Raw genomic sequence first — 18,666 nt, 5'->3', positions numbered from 1 at the left:
CTTGCGTACCGATGCCGCACAATCGGCAATCTGGATCCTGGCGGTGTCAGGCGAAGCTCTTGAACCAACCTCCAGAATGATGCACACCGCGCCGGCATGACCGAGACAATGCCAGCAGGCACTCATTCGCCGAGCGCTTATCCGTTAGGCTCCTATCCTCTTGACCATCTTGTGCTGCCTACCGCGAGCCTCGATGGGGCACGGGCGCGGCTCAATTCGCTTGGTTTTGTCGTGGCGCCGACCGGCATCCATCCTTTCGGGACGGAAAACTGCTGCGTCTTCCTTGAAGACGGCACCTATCTCGAGCCGCTGGCGGTGGGCAACGCGCAAGCGGCGGCGAAAGCGATTGCGGACGGCAACGTCTTCGTCACGCGCGATCGCGCCTATCGCGACAAGCGCGGCGACGAGGGATTTTCCGCGCTTGTCCTGGGCACCGGAAATGCGGATGCCGATCATATGCGCTATGTCGAAGCCGGCCTGTCGGCCGGAGACATGCTGAGCTTTTCGCGCGCCTTCGCTGACACAGCTGGAAAGAGCGACACAGCATCGTTCAAACTGGCCTTCGCCTCCGGTGCCGGGGCGAAGGACGCATTCCTGTTCGCCTGCGAGCGGATCAATGCGCCGAAAGTGGACCGCACCGCATTGCAGGCCCATGCCAATGGCGCAGTCGGCATCATCGAAGTCGTGGCGGTCAGCGACCAGCCATCCGAACAGCATCGATTGATCTCGATCGCGGCGCGCAGTTCCGCGTCCAGACAGGGGAGCACCGCGATTGGCCTGCCGAACGCGACCTTGACCCTGGTTGACCCCGCCGCTTTCGAAGCGCGCTTCGGCATACCTGCCGGCGCGCCATCGGAACTCCGCTTCGCGGCGGTGGTCTTTTCAGTTTGCCGCGCAGACACTGTCGCAAGGCTGCTTGCAGCCTGTTCCGTCGAACACGATATACGCGGCAATGATATTGTCGTGCAGCCGGCACCCGGACAGGGTGCGGCCTTCATTTTCCGGGAGATCGCATGAGCAAGCCCAATTCGTCCGTAGCCGTCGGCAATGTCGTCTTCGGCAACACCGCGCCGCTGTCGCTGATTGCCGGCCCGTGCCAGCTTGAATCACGCCAGCACGCCTTCGACATGGCGGGCGCGCTGAAGGAACTGACTGACAAGCTGGGGCTGGGTCTCGTCTACAAGACCAGCTACGACAAGGCCAACCGCACCTCGCTCGGCGGCACGCGCGGCGCCGGGCTCGATGCGGCGCTGCCGGTCTTCGACGATCTGCGCAAGGCGTTTTCGCTGCCGATCCTCACCGATATCCACACCGAGGAACAGTGCGCGGTCGTGGCGCCGCATGTCGATATCCTGCAGATTCCGGCTTTCCTCAGCCGCCAGACCGATCTGCTGATCGCGGCGGCAAGAACTGGCAAGGTCGTCAATGTGAAGAAGGGCCAGTTCCTCGCGCCGTGGGACATGAAGAACGTCGTCGCCAAGATCACCGGTTCCGGCAATGCCAACGTGCTGGTCACCGAGCGCGGTGCGTCCTTCGGCTACAACACGCTGGTGTCCGATATGCGCGCCCTGCCGATTATGGCCGAGATCGGCGCACCGGTTATTTTCGACGCCACGCATTCCGTGCAGCAGCCGGGCGGGCAGGGCGGCTCTACGGGTGGCGATCGGCGCTTTGTCGAGACGCTGGCACGCGCCGCGGTTGCGGTCGGTGTCGCCGGTGTCTTCATCGAGACGCACCAGGATCCCGACAACGCACCTTCCGATGGGCCCAATATGGTGCCGCTGAAGGATCTTCCCGCCCTGCTTGAAAGGCTGATGGCATTTGACCGCGTTGCCAAGAGCTGAGCATGCCCAGGATCTTAAGTCTCGTCTCCCTCTAAACTTGTGACCAGCGGGTGGAATCACTTGGCATCGTAGGAAATGCGGCTAAAACAAATAGATAGAGCGGGATGCCCAGCTCAATTTGAACACATCGCGCTCTAGCGTCGAAAAGTCTGGAACCTTCATCCGCGCCCCTCATTGTCAAGCATAGCGTTAACGACAACGAGGAGTACATAAATGACAACCCAGACCGGACACACTGAAGCCATCGCTGCCTCGCGGGTCATCGGCACATCCGTCTACAACACCGAAGGCACGCATATCGGCGACATCGAAGACGTGATGCTCGACAAATTGTCGAACGGCATCATGTTTGCCGTGATCGGCTTTGGCGGATTTCTCGGCATCGGCGAGAAGTATCACGCCATTCCGTGGGCGACCCTCGACTATGACGAGGACAAGGGCGGCTACGTCGTGCCGTTCACCAAGGAGCAACTGAAGGCTGCTCCCGCCTATTCTATCAACGAACTGACGGGCGCCGACGGCGAGGCCGCGCGGGATGCTTCATATAGCTACTATAGGGTCGAGCCTTATTGGCATTGACCTTGATCTGCCGGAATCAAAAAGGCCCTCGGTTTCATTGAACCGAGGGCCTTTTCTGCAGGATATCTACTCCGTCGCTTGAAGGGTCGACAACTCTACCGCGCCTTGTTGAGGCTGCTGAGTGTCACACGACGTAAGAAACGCCGCCGCGATCAGGAACAAACTCACGATACCGCTCAACTGAGACATGGCGAAACTCCTCCAGTTTCGCCCCGCGCGGCTGCGAGCATAAACCAGAAAGCCGCGTGCCGCCAAGACTTATGATGACAGCAATTTTTGCTTTGTGAACCGGCATGGCGGAGGTGGCGGCAATATTTGGGGACGCCCCGATTGCGTTTTGCGGCACTTTGGCTAAGACGTGCGCGACGCTTCGTCAGATCAAATCGGGGACATCGCTATGACCGCCATCATCGACATTGTCGGGCGTGAAATCCTGGACAGCCGCGGAAACCCGACCGTCGAGGTCGACGTCGTGCTCGAAGACGGCTCGATGGGCCGCGCAGCGGTCCCCTCAGGCGCTTCGACCGGCGCACATGAGGCGGTCGAGCTGCGCGACGGCGGCGCCCGCTATCTCGGCAAGGGCGTCCTGCGGGCGGTAGAGGCCGTCAATGGCGAGCTGTTCGAGGCGATTGGCGGCATGGAAGCCGAGAACCAGATCCACATCGACCAGACCATGATCGAGCTCGACGGCACGCCCAACAAGAGCCGGCTCGGCGCCAACGCCATCCTCGGCGTGTCGCTGGCGGTGGCAAAGGCTGCGGCGGAAGCGGCTGGCCTGCCGCTCTACCGCTATGTCGGCGGCACCAAGGCGCATGTGCTTCCGGTGCCGATGATGAACATCATCAACGGTGGGGCGCACGCCGACAACCCGATCGACTTCCAGGAATTCATGATCCTGCCGATCGGTGCGCCGACACTGCGTGATGGCGTGCGCTGGGGCTCGGAAATCTTCCATACGTTGAGGAAGCGGCTGAAGGACGCCGGCCATAACACCAATGTCGGTGACGAGGGCGGCTTCGCTCCCAACCTGAAAAGCGCGCCCGCTGCGCTCGATTTCATCATGGAATCGATCGAGCAGGCTGGCTTCAAGCCGGGCGAAGAGGTTGCGCTCGGCCTCGACTGCGCCGCGACCGAATTCTTCAAGGACGGCAATTACGTCTATGAAGGCGAGAAGAAGACCCGCGATCCCAAGACCCAGGCCAAATATCTGGCCAAGCTCGCCGCCGACTATCCGATCATCACGATCGAGGACGGGCTGGCCGAAGACGACTGGGACGGCTGGAAAACGCTGACCGATCTCATCGGCAAGAAGACCCAGCTGGTCGGCGACGATCTGTTCGTCACCAACACGGCGCGGCTGCGCGACGGCATCCGCATGGGCGTCGCCAATTCGATCCTGGTCAAGGTCAATCAGATCGGCTCACTGACCGAAACGCTCGACGCCGTCGAGACCGCGCACAAGGCCGGCTATACCGCTGTCATGTCGCATCGCTCGGGCGAAACCGAGGATTCGACCATCGCAGATCTCGCCGTTGCCACCAATTGCGGGCAGATCAAGACAGGTTCGCTGTCGCGCTCCGATCGCATGGCCAAGTACAACCAGCTCATCCGCATTGAGGAAGAGCTCGGCAAGCAGGCGCTCTACGCCGGCAAGTCGATCGTCAAAGGCTGAGCCTACAGAAATATCTGGAATGAGAAGGCGGGGTATTCCCCGCCTTTTTGCTTTCAACATCGCCAAATCCGGCTGCCCGTAACCGTCCATTAAGCACAATCGGGCGAGAAAGAGGCTAGGTCACAGAGTGTTAGAGCGTCCTTTGCGCGTCCAAGAGGATGCACGGCACTCCAAGGGATTTGGATCATGTGGACACGTCAGCACAAGCAGAGAAATACCGGGCGGCTGATCATTCCTTCGCTCTGCGTGGCGTTCCTGGCCTATTTCGGCTTCCACGCCTATCACGGCGAATTCGGCATCTATTCCAAATACCGGTTGGAAGCCGAAACCGTCGACCTGCAAGGTAAGCTCGATGTCGTCAAGGCGCGCCGGCTCGACCTGCAGCGGCGCGTTCAGCTCCTGCATCAGGGCACGCTGGAGAAGGACATGCTCGACGAGCAGGCGCGCAAGGCGCTCAATATGTCCCATGCTGACGAAATCACCATCATGTTACCGGCTGTGGCGAGATAACCATATTTCAGTTAATCGCAAATATTTTCAATGATTTTAATCGCTTAGACGCATGTCAGCCATGCATTTTCAGCATGGCGAAACGCCTTCTCGCGTGTTAGCCTCCCCAAAATCGGTGGGGAGAACTGATCTCCCTCAGTGTCCGCAAGAGACGCCAACAGGGAGTGATGCATGGCCACCGCCGCCAGAAAAGCGCCTGCCAAATCCAAATCCAGATCCGACGGCAAATCGGCGGGGCTTTCAGCCCCCAAGCCTGTCGATTTCACCAAGCAAGAGGAGCTTGACGCCTACCGGCGGATGCTGCTCATCCGCCGCTTCGAGGAAAAGGCCGGCCAGCTCTACGGTATGGGCTTCATCGGCGGCTTCTGCCATCTCTATATAGGCCAGGAAGCAGTCGTCACCGGCATGAAGATGGCGCTGGTCGATGGCGACCAGATGATCACCGCCTACCGCGACCACGGTCATATGCTGGCGATGGAACTGTCGCCGCGCGGCGTCATGGCCGAATTGACGGGCCGCCGCGGCGGCTTGTCCAGGGGCAAGGGCGGCTCCATGCACATGTTCTCCAAAGAGAAGCATTTTTACGGCGGCCACGGCATTGTCGGCGCGCAGGTTTCGCTCGGTACCGGCCTCGCTTTCGCCAACCGCTATCGCGGCAACAACAATGTGACGCTGACCTATTTCGGCGACGGCGCCGCCAATCAGGGCCAGGTCTATGAAAGCTTCAACATGGCCTCGCTATGGAAGCTGCCGGTGATCTACATCATCGAGAACAATCGCTATGCCATGGGCACCTCGGTGTCGCGTTCGTCGGCCGAGACCGATTTTTCGCACCGCGGCGCCTCCTTCAAGATCCCCGGCATCCAGGTCGATGGCATGGATGTTCGCGCGGTCAAGGCAGCCGGCGATCTCGCCACCGAATGGTGCCGCGCCGGCAAGGGGCCGCTGATCCTCGAAATGCAGACCTACCGCTACCGCGGCCACTCGATGTCCGATCCGGCAAAGTACCGCTCCAAGGAAGAAGTGCAGAAGATGCGCTCTGAGCGTGACCCGATCGAGCAGGTCAAGGCACGCCTGATCGAGAAGAAGTGGGCCGATGAGGACGAGCTCAAGGCCGTCGACAAGGAGGTTCGCGACATTGTCGCCGACGCCGCCGAATTTGCCCAGAACGACGCAGAGCCGGATCCGTCCGATCTCTGGACCGACATCGTACTGTAACGAGAGGGCAAGGACATGCCGATCGAAATTCTCATGCCCGCTCTCTCGCCGACGATGGAAGAGGGCAATGTTTCCAAGTGGTTGAAGAAAGAGGGTGACAAGGTCGCCGCCGGTGACGTTCTCGCCGAGATCGAGACCGACAAGGCAACGATGGAAGTCGAGGCCGTCGACGAAGGCACGCTGGCCAAGATCGTGGTTCCTGCCGGCACCGAAGGCGTCAAGGTCAATGCAGTGATCGCCGTGCTCGCCGTTGATGGCGAGGACATCGACAAGGCAGGCGAAGGCGTCGGCGAAGAAGAACCCGCTAAGGCTGAAACCGCAACCACGGAGCCCGCCAAGGCTGAAACGGCAGCGCCCGCGGCTGCGCCGGCCAAGAGCGAGGCAGCAGCACCTGTCGCCGCCGCGCCGAGAACCGAAATTGCCGCCGATCCGGACATCCCGGCTGGCACCGAAATGGTCTCGACCACCGTGCGCGAGGCGTTGCGCGACGCGATGGCCGAGGAAATGCGCCGTGACGGCGACGTCTTCGTCATGGGCGAGGAGGTCGCCGAGTACCAGGGCGCCTACAAGATCACGCAAGGGCTGCTGCAGGAATTCGGGGCGCGACGCGTCGTCGACACGCCGATCACCGAGCACGGTTTTGCCGGCGTAGGCGTCGGCGCGGCGATGGCCGGCCTGAAACCGATCGTGGAGTTCATGACCTTCAACTTCGCCATGCAGGCGATTGACCAGATCATCAACTCCGCCGCCAAGACGCTGTACATGTCCGGTGGCCAGATGGGCGCACCGATCGTCTTTCGTGGGCCGAACGGCGCGGCTGCCCGCGTCGCCGCCCAGCATTCGCAGTGCTATGCCGCCTGGTACAGCCACATTCCCGGTCTGAAAGTGGTGATGCCCTACACCGCCGCCGACGCCAAGGGATTGCTGAAGGCCGCGATCCGCGACCCGAACCCGATTATCTTCCTCGAAAATGAAATCCTCTATGGCCACTCCTTCGACGTGCCGAAGATGGATGATTTCGTGCTGCCGATCGGCAAGGCGCGCATCCATAAATCAGGCAAGGATGTCACGATCGTCTCCTTCGGCATCGGCATGACCTATGCGATTAAGGCCGAGGCCGAGTTGCGCGGGATGGGCATCGATGCCGAGATCATCGACCTCAGGACCATCCGTCCGCTCGATTTCGACACCATCATCGCCTCGGTCAAGAAGACCAACCGGCTGGTCGTGGTCGAGGAAGGCTTTCCGCAGAACTCGGTCGGCGACCACATCGCCAACCAAGTGTCGCAGCGCGCCTTCGATTTCCTGGACGCGCCTGTCATTACCATTGCCGGCAAGGACGTGCCGATGCCCTACGCGGCAAACCTCGAAAAGCTGGCGCTGCCCAATGTCGGCGAGGTCGTCGAGGCGGTCAAAGCCGTCACATATCGCTGAGCAGGGCGGGAGGACAAAATGCCGATCAACATTACCATGCCGGCCCTCTCGCCTACGATGGAAGAGGGCAATCTGTCCAAATGGCTCGTCAAGGAGGGCGACAAGGTTTCGCCGGGCGACGTGATCGCCGAGATCGAGACCGACAAGGCGACGATGGAAGTCGAAGCCGTCGATGAGGGCACGGTCGCCAAGCTGGTCGTTCCGGCCGGCACAGAAGGCGTCAAGGTCAACGCGTTGATCGCCGTGCTCGCGGCTGAGGGCGAGGATGCAGCGGCTGCCGCGAAGGGCGGTGACGGCGCTGCGCCGGCAAAGGCCGAGGCTCCGAAAGCGGATGCCCCCAAAGCCGAAACGCCAAAGCCCGAAGCGCCGAAGTCGGAACCTGCCGCCGCACCTGCGCCCAAAGCGGAAGCGGCTCCGGTCGCCAACGGCCATGCAAGCGGTGAGCGCACCTTCGCCTCGCCGCTGGCCCGTCGCATCGCCCGGGAAGCCGGCGTCGATGTCTCCGCGGTGACCGGCTCCGGCCCGCATGGCCGCGTCGTCAAGGCCGATGTGGATGCAGCGATTTCCGGTGGTGGCGCCAAGGCGCCCGCTACAAAAGTGGCGCCCGCCGGCGCTTCGGCTCCGGCTGTCGCAGCCAAGCCAATGGCGGACGAGCAGGTGCTGAAGCTGTTTGCAGAAGGCTCCTATGAGCTTGTTCCGCACGATAACATGCGCAAGACCATCGCGCGCCGGCTGGTCGAGGCCACGACCACCATCCCGCATTTCTACCTGACGCTCGACTGCGAGCTTGACGCGCTTCTGGCGCTGCGCACGCAGATCAACTCGGCCGCCCCGGTGAAGAAGACCGACAAGGGCGAAGCGCCGGCCTACAAGCTGTCGGTCAACGACATGGTGATCAAGGCAATGGCAATGGCGCTGATGGCGGTGCCGGACGCCAATGCCTCATGGACCGAAAGCGCCATGGTCAAGCACAAGCATGCCGACGTCGGTGTCGCCGTGTCGATCCCCGGCGGCCTGATCACGCCGATCATCCGCCGTGCCGACGAAAAGACGCTGTCCGTCATCTCGAACGAGATGAAGGATCTTGCCAGCCGTGCCCGCAGCCGCAAACTGAAGCCGGAAGAATATCAGGGCGGCACCACCGCGGTGTCCAATCTCGGTATGTTCGGCATCAAGGACTTTGCCGCCGTCATCAACCCGCCGCATGCGACGATCCTAGCCGTTGGCGCCGGTGAGCAGCGCGCGGTGGTCAAGAACGGTGAGATCAAGATCGCCACCATCATGTCGGTGACGCTATCGACCGATCATCGCGCCGTCGACGGTGCGCTCGGCGCCGAACTGCTCGTCGCCTTCAAGCGCATGATCGAAAATCCGATGGGCATGCTGGTCTAGAAAGGAAGAAGGCGGTGCGGAAATTCTTCACCAGCCTTTTTGCCTTCATTGGCCCCGGCGTCGCACCGATCATTGTGCAGGGGCTGTTCGTGGGCCGGCTGATAGAGCGCGCCCAAACAGGCTTTGGCGGAAGCGGGGCGAACGCATGAAAACAATTCTTTGCTACGGCGATTCGCTGACCTGGGGCTATGATGCGGCAAGCTTGGATCGCCACCCGCTCGAGGACCGCTGGCCGAGCGTGCTGCAGGCAGCGCTGGGAGGCGGTGTCGAGATTATTGCCGAAGGCTTGAACGGCCGCACAACGGCTTTCGACGATCATCTGGCCGGCGCCGACCGAAACGGCGCAAGAGTGCTGCCGACCATCCTGATGACGCACGCGCCGATCGACCTGATCATCATCATGCTCGGCGCCAACGACATGAAGCCGTGGATCCACGGCAATCCGGTCGCAGCCAAGCAAGGCATCCAGCGCCTGATCGATATCGTGCGTGGCCACGACTACCCGTTCGATTGGCCGGCGCCGCAGATCCTCATCGTTTCGCCGCCCGCTGTCAGCCGCACCGAGAATGCCGAGTTCAAGGAAATGTTCGCCGGCGGCGACGAGGCGTCGAAGCGCCTGGCGGCGCAATATTCCGCCCTTGCCGACGAGGCCGGCTGCGGCTTCTTCGATGCCGGCACGGTGGCTGAGACCACCCCGCTCGACGGCGTTCATCTTGATGCGGAAAACACACGCAACATTGGCGAGGCGCTGGCGCCGCTCGTGCGCGTGATGTTAGCGACATGATAGTCGATGCAAGTCTGATCATTGGCTTTTGGTTGGCTGTGCATTGGCAAGGTCGTCGAAGTCGGCTTCTTGCAGGTTATGCATGCCTGGGGCTCTGGGTTTCCGACGCCTTTTCGATATTGATGCACGAGCCAGCTTTCGCGCCTCCAACACTGAGGTACGAGCCGTATTCGATACCGAATCCTTCTTTCGGTAAAGCCACGCTTCAACAAGGACCGTAAAATGGCTGAATCCTATGACGTCATCATCATCGGCTCCGGCCCCGGCGGTTACGTCACGGCGGTGCGTTCGGCCCAGCTCGGCTTCAAGACGGCAATCGTCGAGCGCGAGCATCTCGGCGGCATCTGCCTCAACTGGGGCTGCATCCCGACCAAGGCGCTGCTGCGTTCGGCCGAGATAATGCACTATTCGGACCATCTGAAGGACTACGGCTTGAAGCTCGACGGCAAGGTCAGCGTCGACACCGCTGCCGTCGTCGACCGCTCGCGAAAAGTCTCGCTCAGGCTCAACGGCGGCGTTGCCTTCCTGATGAAAAAGAACAAGGTCGATGTGATCTGGGGCGAAGCCAAGCTGACCAAACCCGGTGAGATCGTCGTGTCGAAATCGTCGAAGAAGCCGATGGAGCCGCAGCCGCCGGCGCCCAAGGGCGTCAAGGGCGAGGGCACCTACACCGCCAAGCACATCATACTGGCCACCGGCGCCAGGCCGCGTGCGCTGCCCGGCATCGAGCCCGACGGCAAACTGATCTGGACCTATTTCGAGGCAATGGTGCCGAAGGAAATGCCGAAATCGCTGCTGGTGATGGGTTCGGGCGCCATCGGCATCGAGTTCGCCTCGTTCTACCGCACCATGGGCGCCGAGGTGACGGTGGTCGAGCTGCTGCCGGCGGTAATGCCGGTCGAGGACGCCGAGGTCTCGAAGTTCGCGCAGAAGCAGTTCGAGAAGCAAGGCATGAAGATCATTCTCGAAGCCAAGGTGACCAAGGTCGAGAAATCAGCGAACTCGGTCACCGCGCATGTCGAGATGAAGGACGGCAAGGTCGAGAAGATCACCGCCGAGCGGATGATCTCGGCCGTCGGCGTGCAGGGCAACATCGAGAATCTAGGCCTCGAAGCGCTTGGTGTGAAGACCGAACGCGGCTGCGTCGTCGTCGACGGCTACGGCAAGACCAATGTGCCCGGCATCTATGCGATCGGCGATGTCGCCGGCCCGCCCATGCTGGCCCACAAGGCCGAGCATGAGGGCGTGGTCTGCGTGGAAAAGATCGCCAATTTCCCCGGCGTGCACGCCACTGACAAGCTGAAGATTCCGGGCTGCACCTATTGCAATCCGCAGGTAGCTTCCGTCGGGCTGACCGAAGCGAAAGCGAAAGCCGAGGGCAAGGACATCCGCGTCGGCCGCTTCCAGTTCGCCGCCAACGGCAAGGCCATTGCGCTTGGTGAGGACCAGGGCTTCGTCAAGACCATTTTCGACAAGAAAACCGGGCAGTTGCTTGGGGCGCATATGGTTGGCGCCGAAGTGACCGAGCTGATCCAGGGTTTTGTCGTGGCGATGAATCTGGAGACCACCGAGGAAGAACTGATGCACACGATTTTCCCGCACCCAACGCTGTCAGAGATGATGAAGGAAAGCGTCCTAGACGCCTATGGCCGCGCGCTGAACGCATGATAAATCGGCTGCCTCAGACTCAACACGCGAGAGCCAAGGAACTCGACGGCAAGGTAATTCGTTTCCGGATGCATTCATCACACAAGGATAGGGCATATGGACGTGAACGGCGTGGGCTGGGTAGCAGCCATCATCATCGGCGGTTTGGCAGGATGGCTTGCCGAGATGTTCATGAAGAGCAACACCGGCATCCTGATGAACATCATTCTTGGCATCGTCGGCGCGATCGTGCTGAACGCCATCCTGCAGGCGCTCAACATCGGCGCCTTCGGCGCCGGCTGGATCGCTTATCTGATCACCGGTTTCATTGGTGCGTGCCTGCTGATCTGGGTAGGACGCATGGTGCGCCGTTAGTTGCTGAACTCTTGCCATGCGAAAACGGCTGTGGCGGCATGCGTCGCCGCGGCCTTTTTCTTTGCTGCGAAAAGTCTTAGATGACTTGTGAAAAGCGAACGTCGGACAGGCGATCGCCAACAAACCGGATTTCAGATGGTCACCGTCCTCGACACGATCGCCAATGCGCCGCGTCTGCGACATCCTGAAAAGGCACACAAGCCCGACCAGGACGTGCTGCGCAAGCCCGACTGGATCCGCGTCAAGGCGCCGATGTCGAAAGGCTATGCCGAGACGCGCGAGATCGTGAAGTCGCACAAGCTGGTGACGGTGTGCGAAGAGGCCGGCTGCCCCAATATCGGCGAGTGCTGGGAAAAGAAGCACGCCACCTTCATGATCATGGGCGAGATCTGCACGCGCGCCTGCGCCTTCTGCAACGTGGCTACCGGTATACCGACCGCGCTCGATCCCGACGAGCCCGCCCGCGTCGCACACGCTGTCAAGCAAATGGGCCTAAGCCATGTCGTCATCACCTCCGTCGACCGCGACGATCTTGCCGATGGTGGCGCGCAACATTTCGCCGACGTCATCCGCGCCATCAGGGTGGCAACGCCGTTGACGACGATCGAAATCCTGACGCCCGACTTCCTGCGCAAGGAAGGCGCGCTGGAGATCGTAGTGGCGGCAAAGCCTGATGTGTTCAACCACAATCTCGAAACCGTGCCGTCGAACTATCTGACGGTCCGCCCGGGCGCCCGCTATTTCCATTCGATCAGGCTGCTGCAGCGGGTCAAGGAACTCGATCCGTCGATCTTCACCAAATCCGGCATCATGGTTGGCCTCGGCGAGGAGCGGAACGAAATCCTGCAGCTGATGGACGATCTGCGTTCGGCCAATGTCGACTTCATGACCATCGGCCAGTATTTGCAACCGTCGAAGAAGCACCATCCTGTGATCCGCTTCGTCACGCCGGAGGAATTCAAATCCTTCGAGACGATCGGCAAGACCAAGGGTTTCCTGCTGGTGGCGTCAAGTCCGCTGACGCGCTCGTCGCACCATGCCGGCGACGATTTCGCCAGATTGCGCGCGGCGCGGGAAGCATTTCTCAAGAAGTCCGCCTAACACACTGGTTTCATGCCACAATTCGAAGCCCATCGCCGCGTTGCGCATACGCCGGAACAAATGTTCGCTCTGGTCGCCGATGTCGAATCCTATCCGCAATTCGTGCCGCTTTGCGAGGCGCTGACGGTTCGCTTGCGCAAGGAACGCGACGGGCGCTCCTTGCTCATCGCCGACATGAGCATCGGCTACAAGGCGATCCGCGAGACTTTCACCACACAGGTGCTTTTGAAGCCTGACGAGAACGCTATCGACGTCAAATACATCGATGGTCCGTTCAAATATCTGAGCAATGTATGGCGCTTCGAGCCGGCCGACGGCGGCTGCAACGTCTGCTTCTTCATCGACTACGAATTCAAGAGCCGTATTCTGGGAGCGGTGATGGGGGCGATGTTCGATCGCGCCTTCCGTATGTTCTCCGAGGCGTTCGAAAAGCGCGCCGACGTCATCTATGGGGCAGCGCCGGCGGCCTGATCCGCAGCGAGTGCGCGCAAGCCCAGTTCAAGCGCATGCTTGACCGTCTCCCGGCGGATGAAATTGCGGCCCTTATCGGCGAACAACTGGCATTCGCTGACGACCGGCCGGCCCGTCAAGGCGACACCGAACCAGACCAGGCCGACGGGCTTTTCCGTCGAGCCGCCGCCTGGGCCGGCGATGCCGGTAACGGCAAGGCTCAATCCGGCGCGCGAACGGGTGAGGGCGCCTTGCGCCATCTCGACTGCCGTTTCCCGCGAGACCGCGCCGTGCACTTCAAGCGCGGCGGCGGAAACGCCGAGCATTTCCGTCTTGGCCTCGTTGGAATAGGTGATGAAACCGCGGTCGACCACCGTGGAAGAGCCGGCGATGTCGGTCAGGGCGGCGATAATCATGCCGCCGGTGCAGCTCTCGGCCGTCGCCAGCATGATGCCGCGCTGCTGGCAGGCCTGAAGCAGGGCATCTGCGAGGCCGCTGTCGCTCATTCTGGGACCTCCCCTGGAAACACGACACTGGCGGTCGCGATGGCGGCTATGCCTTCCTCGCGGCCGACAAAGCCGAGCTTTTCGTTGGTTGTCGCCTTGATCGAGATGCGGTCCCGGGAAATTCCCAGGATCACCGAAAGGGTTTCGGTCATCGCTTCGCGATGTGGGCCGACCCGTGGCGCCTCGCAGATCAACGTGATGTCGGCATTGGCGACGCGCCCGCCGCGCGCGCGCACCAGCTTTGCCGCATGTTCGACGAATATCCGCGAGGCCGCGCCTTTCCACCGTGGATCCGATGGCGGGAAATGTGTGCCGATGTCGCCGGCGCCGCAGGTGGCGAGCAGCGCGTCGGTCAAGGCGTGCAGGCCGACATCGGCGTCCGAATGACCGGACAGTTTCTTGCCGTGCGGGATGGAGACGCCGCACAGGATGACGTGGTCACCGGGCTCGAAGGCATGGACGTCGTAGCCATTGCCGGTGCGGATATCGGGAAAACGCGGCCGTTCGCCGGAAAGCCGCTGATCCGCCATCGAAATATCCCTTGCCCAGGTGAGTTTGACGTTGTCCGGCGAGCCCGGAACGATTTTCACTGGAATATGCGCCCATTCGGCAATCGCGGCGTCGTCGGTGAAATCCGCCTTGCCCAGATGATGGGCCTTTTCATGGGCCGCCAGGATCGGCCAGAACGGAAAGCCTTGCGGCGTCTGGGCGGCATGAAGACCGTTCCTGGAAACCGTCTCGCCGATCATGCCGTCGCCCGACTCACGTTTCAACGTGTCGGCTACCGGCAGGGCAGGCAGCGCTCCCTGGCGCTCGCCGATGGCGGCGATCGTACGATCTATCAATTCCGCGTCGACGAACGGGCGAACGGCATCATGGACCAGAACCTGGCCCGGCGCATGGCCCCTCAGCGCAAGCAGCCCGAGCCGAACGGAGTCCTGCCTGGACGCGCCGCCGGTGACCGTGACGACCCGATCGGCGCTGGCTCCGGCGGCGCTGCGAAAAAGCGCGCTGTCGTCGGCATGGATGGCAACGACGACGGGGCCGATCCTCGGATGCGCCAAAAACATGTCCAATGTGCGCGCGATGACGGCACGGCCGCCAATCCTTTGGTATTGCTTCGGCCCGTCGGCCTGACCGGCGCGCGCGCCGCGCCCGGCCGCGACGATAACCACGGCGACTCTGTCGTCCGCAGCCGAAGCTTGCTTTTCGCTTGCATCTGTCATGCCGAGACGCTTAGTCGCGGCCAAGGCCGAAGGCCAGCATTTTCCCAAATACGCCTCAATGTGACGTCATTGCGCGTTGCACATCGTCACCATTCTGGTTACAGAATGTGCAGCAATCAAAGATGCTTGGTTTTTGTGCATGCCTGATTTGACCAAACTTGATTCGACCCAATTGGCTTCGCCGCTCGATGTGGGAGGCGTGAATATCCGTAACCGCGTGTTTCTCGCACCCATGTCTGGCATAACGGACGAGCCATTCCGGCAACGCGCGCACGCGCATGGCGCCGGGCTGGTCGTGTCGGAGATGGTGGCGAGCGGCGAGCTTGCCAAGGGCAGGGCCGGTTGCGGCCTGCGCATCCGTCATTCCGGGCTGCCGGTTCATATGGTCCAGCTTGCCGGCCGTGAGGCGCCGCATATGGCAGAGGGCGCCCGCATAGCCGCGGGCGAGGGCGCCGACATCATCGACATCAACATGGGCTGCCCGGCCAAGAAGGTGACGGGCGGCTATGCCGGCTCGGCGCTGATGCGCAATCTCGATCACGCATTGTCGCTGATCGACGCGGTGGTCGGCGCCGTCGAAGTGCCGGTCACGGTCAAGATGCGGCTCGGCTGGGACGAAACCGCGCTCAACGCGCCGATGCTGGCGCGCCGCGCCGAGCAGGCGGGCGTCAAGATGGTGACGGTGCATGGCCGCACGCGCTGCCAGTTCTACCAGGGCAAGGCCGACTGGCGCGCCATCGCGCGCATAAAGCAGGCTGTGTCGATCCCAGTCGTTGCCAATGGCGATGTCGGCTCGCCGGCGGAGGCAGCAATGATCCTCGACCAGTCGGGCGCCGACGCGGTGATGATCGGACGCGCGCATTATGGCGCGCCCTGGACAGCAGGCAGCATCGCGGCAGCCGCAGCAAAAGAGGCGACGCCTGGCGTGCCCGAAGGCCCTGAGGCGTTGGCCGACTACGTCGTTGCCCATTACGAGGACATGCTGACGCTCTACGGCACCGAAAGCGGCGTACGCCAGGCGCGCAAACATCTTAGTTGGTATCTCGATCGCCAGGCCAGCGTCATTGATGAGCAGCGAAAGGCCATCCTCACCTCCTTCGAGCCCGTCCGCGTCATTGCCGCGTTGCGTGAGGTGTTTTTACGCGCTCCCGAGGCGATGAACCTGCGGAGCGCGGCATGAATGCCACTGTTGCACAGAGCACCGATATGGCGGACGCCGCCCACATCGTACTCAACACCATCCGCCGCCCGGTGATCATGGTCGATGCGGAAGGGTTCATCACTTTTGCCAATGCCGACGCCGAGGATTTCTTCCGCTCGAGCGCGACCATGCTCGCCCGCAACACGCTACCCAAGCTCATTCCCTTTGGCAGCCCGTTGCTGACGCTTGTCGACCAGGTGCGCGAGCGCCTGGCACCCGTCAACGAATATCGGGTCGATGTGTCGTCGCCGCGCCTTGGCATCGAGAAAGTCGTCGATCTCTATGTCGCGCCGGTGTCGGAATTTCCGGGTTCCGTCGTGGTGATGTTCCAGGAAAGATCGATGGCCGACAAGATCGATCGGCAGATGACGCATCGCGGTGCGGCACGCTCGGTGACCGGCTTGGCCGCGATGCTCGCCCACGAGATCAAGAACCCGCTATCCGGCATACGGGGTGCTGCCCAGCTGCTCGAACTGTCTGCTTCCGATGAAGATCGCGCGCTGACCCGGCTGATCACCGATGAGACCGACCGCATCGTCTCGCTGGTCGATCGCATGGAGGTGTTTTCCGACGAGCGGCCGATCGATCGCTATCCGGTTAATATCCATGTCGTGCTCGACCACGTGAAGGCTATTGCCAAGAACGGTTTTGCCAAGCGAATTAAGATATTGGAGGATTATGATCCATCATTGCCTCCGGTTTTCGCCAACCGTGACCAGCTCATCCAGGTGTTCCTCAACCTGGTCAAAAATGCTGCCGAGGCGATTGGCGGCGACCCGCAAGGCGAGATCACCCTGTCGACCGCGTTCCGGCCGGGCATCCGTGTCTCCGTTCCGGGATCACAGGGCCGCGTGTCGCTGCCGCTGGAATTCTGCGTGCGCGACAACGGCTCCGGTGTCTCCGAAGACATCCTGCCGATCCTGTTCGATCCCTTTATCACCACCAAGCCGAACGGGTCGGGGCTTGGCCTGGCGCTGGTCGCGAAAATTGTCGGCGAGCATGGCGGCATCATCGAATGCGATTCGACGCCGCGCGGAACCACCTTCCGCATTCTGATGCCAGCCTGGAAAGAAACGCCGTTCGGAACGGACGACGATGGCGAAGGAGACCGCAAATGACGGTTCGCGGCAATATTCTCGTCGCCGACGACGACGCGGCCATCCGCACCGTCCTCAACCAGGCGCTTTCGCGCGTCGGCCATGAGGTGCGCGTGACGTCCAACGCCTCGACACTGTGGCGCTGGGTGGCGGCGGGCGAGGGCGATCTCGTCATCACCGACGTGGTCATGCCGGACGAGAACGCCTTCGACATGCTGCCGCGCATCAAAAAGGCGCGACCGGAACTGCCGGTCATCGTCATGAGCGCCCAGAACACGTTCATGACCGCGATTCGCGCCTCCGAAACCGGCGCCTACGAATATCTGCCGAAACCGTTCGATCTGACCGAGCTTCTCAACATCGTCAACCGGGCGCTTTCCGAGCCCCGGCGGCCGAAGATCGATGCGAGGGCGGACGAGCCGCCGGAAACGATGCCGCTGGTCGGTCGCTCGGCCGCCATGCAGGACATCTACCGCATGCTGGCGCGGATGATGCAGACCGACCTGACGGTGATGATTTCAGGCGAATCGGGCACCGGCAAGGAACTGGTGGCGCGCGCGCTGCACGAATACGGCCGCCGCCGCGGCGGCCCTTTCGTCGCGATCAACATGGCGGCGATCCCGCGAGACCTGATCGAATCGGAACTGTTCGGTCACGAAAAGGGCGCCTTCACCGGCGCGCAGAACCGCTCCACCGGCCGTTTTGAGCAGGCCGAAGGCGGCACGCTCTTCCTCGACGAGATCGGCGACATGCCGATGGAAGCGCAGACGCGTCTGCTGCGCGTCCTGCAGCAGGGCGAATACACCACCGTCGGCGGCCGCACGCCGATCAAGACCGACGTGCGCATCGTCGCCGCCACCAACAAGGATCTGCGCACGCTGATCAATCAGGGTTTGTTCCGTGAGGATCTCTTCTATCGCCTGAACGTCGTGCCGCTGAGGCTGCCGGCGCTACGCGAGCGGTCCGAGGACGTTCCTGATCTTGTCCGCCACTTCTTCAAGATCGGTGCAAGCGAAGGTCTGCAGACCAAGCGTATTTCCACCGGCGGCATCGAGCTGATGAAGCGTTATCCGTGGCCCGGCAACGTGCGCGAGCTCGAAAATCTTGTCCGCAGGCTGGCCGCGCTGTATTCTCAGGATGAGATTTCCGCCGAGATTATCGAGGCGGAGCTGAAGACCGGCGAAAGGCCGGTCGTTCCCGGTGGCGGCAACCTCATTCCCGACGATCTGTCGATCGGCCAGGCGGTGGAACATTTCCTGCAGCGCTACTTTGCTTCGTTCGCCGGCGAATTGCCCCCCGCCGGCCTCTATCAGCGCATTCTTTCCGAGGTCGAATACCCGTTGGTCCTCGCCTCGATGACGGCAACGCGGGGCAACCAGATCAAGGCTGCGGAACTCCTGGGCCTCAATCGCAACACGCTGCGCAAGAAAATCCGCGAACTCGGTGTCAACGTCTACAAATCGACGAGGCAGGCATAGAGCGACCTACGTCGGTTTGACGTACAAAGCTCGCTCTAACGCTTTGAGTTCGCATCATGCTCTCCGTCGATCCCGATTTTTTCGGCCCGATCCGGTAGAGCGGCGCCTTTCCAGGGGATCGATCGCCGAAAGATTTCCGTCCAGGCCACACT

Annotated in this window: 19 protein-coding genes; 17 read left to right on the top strand and 2 right to left on the bottom strand. The window is 61.8% G+C overall.

Annotated elements, in window-relative coordinates:
- Nucleotides 1–108: 108 nt before the first annotated feature.
- The 14 genes from AC0L26_RS08295 to AC0L26_RS08230 all read left to right on the top strand — a co-directional run bounded on the left by AC0L26_RS08295 (nucleotide 109) and on the right by AC0L26_RS08230 (nucleotide 13,027).
- Nucleotides 109–1,017, top strand: coding sequence for a VOC family protein (locus tag AC0L26_RS08295; protein ID WP_473632100.1), 909 nt, complete (start codon nucleotides 109–111; stop codon nucleotides 1,015–1,017).
- A complete protein-coding gene (kdsA, locus tag AC0L26_RS08290; RefSeq protein ID WP_473632099.1) occupies nucleotides 1,014–1,844 on the top strand; it encodes a 3-deoxy-8-phosphooctulonate synthase in 831 nt (276 codons plus the stop codon). The genes AC0L26_RS08295 and kdsA overlap by 4 nt, the downstream gene beginning before the upstream one ends.
- 213 nt (nucleotides 1,845–2,057) lie before the next feature.
- Complete coding sequence (locus tag AC0L26_RS08285) at nucleotides 2,058–2,423, top strand: PRC-barrel domain-containing protein (RefSeq protein WP_352930342.1); 366 nt, start codon at nucleotides 2,058–2,060, stop codon at nucleotides 2,421–2,423.
- Nucleotides 2,424–2,820: 397 nt separating this feature from the next.
- Entirely contained in the window at nucleotides 2,821–4,095 is a 1,275-nt protein-coding gene (gene eno / locus AC0L26_RS08280; protein WP_095488607.1) for a phosphopyruvate hydratase, read from the top strand.
- 186 nt (nucleotides 4,096–4,281) lie between these two features.
- Entirely contained in the window at nucleotides 4,282–4,605 is a 324-nt protein-coding gene (locus AC0L26_RS08275; RefSeq protein ID WP_473632098.1) for an FtsB family cell division protein, read from the top strand.
- Between the two features lie 171 nt (nucleotides 4,606–4,776).
- Entirely contained in the window at nucleotides 4,777–5,823 is a 1,047-nt protein-coding gene (pdhA, locus tag AC0L26_RS08270; RefSeq protein ID WP_473632097.1) for a pyruvate dehydrogenase (acetyl-transferring) E1 component subunit alpha, read from the top strand.
- Between the two features lie 15 nt (nucleotides 5,824–5,838).
- Complete coding sequence (locus AC0L26_RS08265) at nucleotides 5,839–7,257, top strand: pyruvate dehydrogenase complex E1 component subunit beta (RefSeq protein WP_473632096.1); 1,419 nt, start codon at nucleotides 5,839–5,841, stop codon at nucleotides 7,255–7,257.
- A gap of 18 nt (nucleotides 7,258–7,275) precedes the next feature.
- Entirely contained in the window at nucleotides 7,276–8,649 is a 1,374-nt protein-coding gene (locus tag AC0L26_RS08260) for a pyruvate dehydrogenase complex dihydrolipoamide acetyltransferase (RefSeq protein WP_473632095.1), read from the top strand.
- A gap of 14 nt (nucleotides 8,650–8,663) precedes the next feature.
- Nucleotides 8,664–8,798, top strand: coding sequence for a hypothetical protein (locus AC0L26_RS08255; protein ID WP_473632094.1), 135 nt, complete (start codon nucleotides 8,664–8,666; stop codon nucleotides 8,796–8,798).
- On the top strand, nucleotides 8,795–9,433 hold the full coding sequence (locus AC0L26_RS08250; RefSeq protein ID WP_473632093.1) for an SGNH/GDSL hydrolase family protein: 639 nt from the start codon (nucleotides 8,795–8,797) through the stop codon (nucleotides 9,431–9,433). Before AC0L26_RS08255 ends, AC0L26_RS08250 begins: the two co-directional genes overlap by 4 nt.
- A 222-nt stretch (nucleotides 9,434–9,655) precedes the next feature.
- Nucleotides 9,656–11,101: a dihydrolipoyl dehydrogenase gene (gene lpdA / locus AC0L26_RS08245; protein ID WP_473632092.1), complete on the top strand. Its 1,446-nt coding sequence runs from the start codon at nucleotides 9,656–9,658 to the stop codon at nucleotides 11,099–11,101.
- A gap of 96 nt (nucleotides 11,102–11,197) precedes the next feature.
- Nucleotides 11,198–11,455 carry a GlsB/YeaQ/YmgE family stress response membrane protein gene (locus tag AC0L26_RS08240; protein WP_095488615.1) on the top strand — a complete coding sequence of 86 codons (258 nt, stop codon included), beginning with the start codon at nucleotides 11,198–11,200 and terminating at the stop codon, nucleotides 11,453–11,455.
- A 135-nt stretch (nucleotides 11,456–11,590) separates the two neighbouring features.
- Nucleotides 11,591–12,556 carry a lipoyl synthase gene (gene lipA, locus AC0L26_RS08235; RefSeq protein ID WP_473632091.1) on the top strand — a complete coding sequence of 322 codons (966 nt, stop codon included), beginning with the start codon at nucleotides 11,591–11,593 and terminating at the stop codon, nucleotides 12,554–12,556.
- Nucleotides 12,557–12,568: 12 nt separating this feature from the next.
- A complete protein-coding gene (locus AC0L26_RS08230) occupies nucleotides 12,569–13,027 on the top strand; it encodes a type II toxin-antitoxin system RatA family toxin (RefSeq protein ID WP_473632090.1) in 459 nt (152 codons plus the stop codon).
- On the opposite strand, the gene AC0L26_RS08225 is transcribed toward AC0L26_RS08230, so the two are convergent.
- Together AC0L26_RS08225 and AC0L26_RS08220 are read right to left on the bottom strand one after the other, a co-directional pair.
- A complete protein-coding gene (locus AC0L26_RS08225) occupies nucleotides 13,003–13,512 on the bottom strand; it encodes a CinA family protein (protein ID WP_473632089.1) in 510 nt (169 codons plus the stop codon). The two genes, AC0L26_RS08230 and AC0L26_RS08225, sit on opposite strands and share 25 nt — an antisense overlap.
- Entirely contained in the window at nucleotides 13,509–14,738 is a 1,230-nt protein-coding gene (locus AC0L26_RS08220; protein WP_473632088.1) for a bifunctional 2-C-methyl-D-erythritol 4-phosphate cytidylyltransferase/2-C-methyl-D-erythritol 2,4-cyclodiphosphate synthase, read from the bottom strand. Before AC0L26_RS08220 ends, AC0L26_RS08225 begins: the two co-directional genes overlap by 4 nt.
- Nucleotides 14,739–14,877: 139 nt before the next feature.
- Here AC0L26_RS08220 and dusB point away from each other — a divergent pair, with 139 nt between their 5' ends.
- Genes dusB through ntrC form a run of 3 tightly spaced genes read left to right on the top strand, consistent with a single transcriptional unit; the run spans nucleotide 14,878 to nucleotide 18,514 of the window.
- Nucleotides 14,878–15,918 (top strand): tRNA dihydrouridine synthase DusB, encoded by a 1,041-nt coding sequence (gene dusB, locus AC0L26_RS08215; protein ID WP_473632087.1) that lies wholly within the window; start codon nucleotides 14,878–14,880, stop codon nucleotides 15,916–15,918.
- A complete protein-coding gene (locus tag AC0L26_RS08210; protein ID WP_473632086.1) occupies nucleotides 15,915–17,057 on the top strand; it encodes a two-component system sensor histidine kinase NtrB in 1,143 nt (380 codons plus the stop codon). The genes dusB and AC0L26_RS08210 overlap by 4 nt, the downstream gene beginning before the upstream one ends.
- Entirely contained in the window at nucleotides 17,054–18,514 is a 1,461-nt protein-coding gene (ntrC, locus tag AC0L26_RS08205) for a nitrogen regulation protein NR(I) (protein ID WP_473632085.1), read from the top strand. Before AC0L26_RS08210 ends, ntrC begins: the two co-directional genes overlap by 4 nt.
- Nucleotides 18,515–18,666 lie beyond the last annotated feature (152 nt).

Source organism: Mesorhizobium sp. WSM4823, assembly GCF_055811195.1.
The sequence above is the reverse complement of the archived record's forward strand: the minus strand, read 5'-3'. Positions and strand labels throughout refer to the sequence as shown.

Excerpts from the sequence above, each read along its gene's own strand:
- AC0L26_RS08295 (WP_473632100.1), top strand. The coding sequence starts at position 109 with ATGCCAGCAGGCACTCATTCGCCGAGCGCTTATCCGTTAGGCTCCTAT.
- kdsA (WP_473632099.1), top strand. The coding sequence starts at position 1,014 with ATGAGCAAGCCCAATTCGTCCGTAGCCGTCGGCAATGTCGTCTTCGGC.
- AC0L26_RS08285 (WP_352930342.1), top strand. The coding sequence starts at position 2,058 with ATGACAACCCAGACCGGACACACTGAAGCCATCGCTGCCTCGCGGGTC.
- eno (WP_095488607.1), top strand. The coding sequence starts at position 2,821 with ATGACCGCCATCATCGACATTGTCGGGCGTGAAATCCTGGACAGCCGC.
- AC0L26_RS08275 (WP_473632098.1), top strand. The coding sequence starts at position 4,282 with ATGTGGACACGTCAGCACAAGCAGAGAAATACCGGGCGGCTGATCATT.
- pdhA (WP_473632097.1), top strand. The coding sequence starts at position 4,777 with ATGGCCACCGCCGCCAGAAAAGCGCCTGCCAAATCCAAATCCAGATCC.
- AC0L26_RS08265 (WP_473632096.1), top strand. The coding sequence starts at position 5,839 with ATGCCGATCGAAATTCTCATGCCCGCTCTCTCGCCGACGATGGAAGAG.
- AC0L26_RS08260 (WP_473632095.1), top strand. The coding sequence starts at position 7,276 with ATGCCGATCAACATTACCATGCCGGCCCTCTCGCCTACGATGGAAGAG.
- AC0L26_RS08250 (WP_473632093.1), top strand. The coding sequence starts at position 8,795 with ATGAAAACAATTCTTTGCTACGGCGATTCGCTGACCTGGGGCTATGAT.
- lpdA (WP_473632092.1), top strand. The coding sequence starts at position 9,656 with ATGGCTGAATCCTATGACGTCATCATCATCGGCTCCGGCCCCGGCGGT.
- AC0L26_RS08240 (WP_095488615.1), top strand. The coding sequence starts at position 11,198 with ATGGACGTGAACGGCGTGGGCTGGGTAGCAGCCATCATCATCGGCGGT.
- lipA (WP_473632091.1), top strand. The coding sequence starts at position 11,591 with ATGGTCACCGTCCTCGACACGATCGCCAATGCGCCGCGTCTGCGACAT.
- AC0L26_RS08230 (WP_473632090.1), top strand. The coding sequence starts at position 12,569 with ATGCCACAATTCGAAGCCCATCGCCGCGTTGCGCATACGCCGGAACAA.
- AC0L26_RS08225 (WP_473632089.1), bottom strand. The coding sequence starts at position 13,512 with ATGAGCGACAGCGGCCTCGCAGATGCCCTGCTTCAGGCCTGCCAGCAG.
- AC0L26_RS08220 (WP_473632088.1), bottom strand. The coding sequence starts at position 14,738 with ATGACAGATGCAAGCGAAAAGCAAGCTTCGGCTGCGGACGACAGAGTC.
- dusB (WP_473632087.1), top strand. The coding sequence starts at position 14,878 with ATGCCTGATTTGACCAAACTTGATTCGACCCAATTGGCTTCGCCGCTC.
- AC0L26_RS08210 (WP_473632086.1), top strand. The coding sequence starts at position 15,915 with ATGAATGCCACTGTTGCACAGAGCACCGATATGGCGGACGCCGCCCAC.
- ntrC (WP_473632085.1), top strand. The coding sequence starts at position 17,054 with ATGACGGTTCGCGGCAATATTCTCGTCGCCGACGACGACGCGGCCATC.